At 35.4% G+C, this 3,340-nt stretch carries 3 protein-coding genes; 2 read left to right on the top strand and 1 reads right to left on the bottom strand.

Annotation, left to right across the window (positions count from 1 at the left end; genetic code table 11):
• Positions 1-196: 196 nt before the first annotated feature.
• Together FTT98_RS17475 and FTT98_RS17470 are read left to right on the top strand one after the other, a co-directional pair.
• Positions 197-1,362, top strand: a protein-coding gene (locus tag FTT98_RS17475; RefSeq protein ID WP_119285041.1) for an IS3 family transposase whose coding sequence is annotated in 2 segments (ribosomal slippage) — positions 197-455 and positions 455-1,362 — 1,167 coding nt in all. Because the reading frame shifts where the segments join, the coding sequence is not laid out codon by codon here.
• 234 nt (positions 1,363-1,596) lie between these two features.
• Positions 1,597-2,055 (top strand): DUF523 domain-containing protein, encoded by a 459-nt coding sequence (locus FTT98_RS17470; protein ID WP_077170035.1) that lies wholly within the window; start codon positions 1,597-1,599, stop codon positions 2,053-2,055.
• A gap of 126 nt (positions 2,056-2,181) precedes the next feature.
• Here the strand turns inward: FTT98_RS17470 and FTT98_RS17465 are convergent, their stop codons facing one another.
• Positions 2,182-2,970, bottom strand: coding sequence for an aminoglycoside adenylyltransferase domain-containing protein (locus tag FTT98_RS17465; protein ID WP_038350081.1), 789 nt, complete (start codon positions 2,968-2,970; stop codon positions 2,182-2,184).
• Positions 2,971-3,340: the final 370 nt, after the last annotated feature.

The following is a 3,340-nucleotide window of genomic DNA, read 5'->3' as shown; positions in this document are numbered from 1 at the left end:
GCATGTTCCGCGTCCTTGCAATACTGTGTTTACATACAGTCTATCGCTTAGCGGAAAGTTCTTTTACCCTCAGCCGAAATGCCTGCCGTTGCTAGACATTGCCAGCCAGTGCCCGTCACTCCCACTCTATTGATGTGTGCTTAAAAAACAGGAGGGTTTAACTTGGTAAACTATACATACTCATTAGGAGTTTACCATGAGCAAGAAACAGAAGACTTACACCGCAGAATTTAAAGCTGAAGCCATAAAAGCCATTGAAGAGAACCAAGGTAATGTATCGGAATCCGCTAGACAACTTGGCATTTCAATGCAAACCCTTTCGAACTGGAATAACAAAGCAAAGGCTGGAACTTTAGCAGGCACAAAACAGTATTCGCCCGATCTAAACGCCTTACTCGAAGAAAATAAGAAGCTTAAACAACAGCTCAAAACAGCTGAAATGGAACGTGAATTTTTAAAAAAGGCAGCAGCGTACTTTGCCAAAGAAAGTCAGTGAGGTACGCCTATATGAAATCGCAAAGCCACTTATTTCCGATTATTTTAATGGCTCGATTACTTCGTGTATCCGTTTCTCGCTTTTATGATTGGCTAAAGCGAGGCATGAGTAAAAGATCAATTCAGCGAAATCAGCAGACAATTTTGGTCAAAATAGCCCATGAAGAAACCAAACAAAGCTATGGCTATGTTCGATTAACCAAGCATTTACAAGCGCAAGGTATCAAAATAAGTACGTATGCTGTGCGCCAAATAAAAAAATCAAATCAGTTGTATTGTAAGCGCCATAAGCGTTTCAAAAGAACCACGAACAGTGATCACAACCGTTCTATTTATGACAATTTACTCAAGCAACAGTTTTCAATGACGAAGCCTAATCTTGCGTGGTCGAGTGACATTACCTACATTTGGACGGCTGAGGGCTGGTTGTACTTGGCAGCTGTCAAAGATCTTTACACGAAACAGGTTGTTGGCTATAGCTTAAATGAGCGCATGACAGCCAAGCTTGTTTGTGATGCATTGAATATGGCTATTCGCAATCAGAAACCTGCTAAAGATCTCATTGTACATTCAGATAGAGGCAGCCAATATTGCAGTAATGAATATCGAAACTTACTTGAGAAATTTGATTTTCAGGGTTCAATGAGCAAAAAAGGCGACTGCTTTGATAATGCACCGATAGAGAGTTTCTGGGGCATACTCAAAAATGAACTAGTCCATCATCGCAACTACAAAACAAGGGAAGAAGCCAAAGCGGATATTACAAAATATATAGAGTTATTTTATAATCAGCGAAGAATTCAAAAAGGCTTGGATTTTAAGACACCAAATCAAATGGCAGAAGACTTTTATCGGTTAGCTGCCTAGAATCTCCCAAGTGAAAGTCTCCTGCTAATTCAGCACACATCACTGTTGATAAATTTTCTAAACAAAAAGGATCAAACTAATCTATAAGCTTTGTGGGTTAGAAAAAAAATAACTCACTTTGCATTGATCATATTTAAATTCTTGTTTTATCCATAGCACTAACCTATTAATTTTAAAAAATAATAGGTACTGGCTAAATAGCAAATCGATACATATCTTTTTCATAGAGGAAATATGATTTTAGTAAGTTCTTGTCTGGCTGGCTTAAAGGTACGTTATAACGGGACGCATAGCTTAAACGAAAAAATCGAAAAATTAGTCAAAGATGGAAAAGCTACTATGGTATGTCCAGAGATTCTTGGCGGTTTATCAACACCACGCGAACCTGCCGAGATTTCGGGAGGTAATGGCGATGATGTCTTAGATGGAAAAGCCTGTGTAATTGAAAAATCAGGAAAGGATGTGACTTCAATCTATATTGAAGGGGCATATAGAACTTTAAAAAAAGTTCAATTATTAAAAGCTACTCTGGTAGTGCTTAAAGAAAATAGCCCTTCATGTGGTAGTTCAATGATTTACGATGGTCAATTTAATGGGAATAAGATCTATGGCAATGGAGTTACCTCCGCTTTGCTTAAACGTCATAATATAAAAGTCATTTCAGAAGAAACTTTTTGGCAACTTTTACCCTAGTTCCTCCGCTTTTATTTAAAATCTTCATGCAACTCCAACCACGCCCCCCTTTGCAATATCAAGTCTCTTCGGTATTTAGAGATATAGTGAGGTAATAATCTAAGAAGCATATCCATTACTTCCACATCAGTTAAAAAGTAGTGGTTCAATTTTATGCTGTAATTCTTTAACAATTTTAGCAAGCTGATCATGTAAAACTAACCAACATTGCTCATGACCTTGCCCAATATATTCATCTATTATGAGTTGCAAAATGTCTTGATCTATCTGACTTAAGAATTCTAAAAACCATGTCGCAGCAACATCCTTGGCAACTATTGTTTTATGATCTAATGTATAAGCTATACGGCATAGCGCTAAAATTTGATTACATTCATCCTGATCGTCTTTCCAATGAGCAATAATTTGTGGATAAGTTTTTTGCATGGCAAATATTAATTGTTCATAGCTAATTGGATTTAACCAATCGCAAATATCAGGTCCAAAGATAGTAATGTTATGTAATTGGGCAGTTTTAAGTAAAATACTAATATCTGGATCAGATTGACTATAAAGTAATTCACCTTTGAGTAATTCTTCTCTCAACCACTCGCCATATTGTAGCTGATATGTATATGGATGATTTTTATTGGTAATACTCCCTTTTTCTAATATCGTAATTTCTAAGGCACGCGCTGTAGCATGACCAATCGGAACAGATATATTTAGAAAATTCTGCGCTAATTGTTTTCTTTCCTGATCGGTAATTTCACGTTCAATAATAACTAAAATATCAAGATCACTTTTATGTTTTAAACCACCATCAACATACGAACCATATAAATAAATAGCATAAAGCTTATCTTTAAAATTTTTTTGTAAAAGCTGTTTTACACTTTCAACTTGGCGACACTCTTCATCATTTAAGCTTTGCATATGATTTTTAATTTAAAAAAATAAGTAATGAATTCATAGAGCATTATACAGAATAAGTGTAAATAATTTAATCAATTAGTAAATAACATACTATTTTTACAATATATTTACTTTCAATATAGAGTTTAATACATAAAACTCTATCAATCAAAAAAAGCTTGAAACAACATCTGAATAGTAAGAGTCATTTCCTCCTCACTTAGAGATGGATCCGGAAATTTGAACAACTCCTATAAGTGATACTCTGCTCCTCAAATGATGTTATAAACATCAATATATGGAGTATTTTATGGCACGTAGACCAAGAAGAAATCATTCAAACGACTTTAAGGCTAAGGTAGCACTTGCTGCGATCAAAGCAGAAAAAACA

It is taken from the genome of Acinetobacter sp. YH12039 (assembly GCF_013420015.1).
Taxonomy (GTDB): Bacteria; Pseudomonadota; Gammaproteobacteria; order Pseudomonadales; family Moraxellaceae; genus Acinetobacter; species Acinetobacter amyesii.
The sequence above is the reverse complement of the archived record's forward strand: the minus strand, read 5'-3'. Positions and strand labels throughout refer to the sequence as shown.

Excerpts from the sequence above, each read along its gene's own strand:
- FTT98_RS17465 (WP_038350081.1), bottom strand. The coding sequence starts at position 2,970 with ATGCAAAGCTTAAATGATGAAGAGTGTCGCCAAGTTGAAAGTGTAAAA.
- FTT98_RS17470 (WP_077170035.1), top strand. The coding sequence starts at position 1,597 with ATGATTTTAGTAAGTTCTTGTCTGGCTGGCTTAAAGGTACGTTATAAC.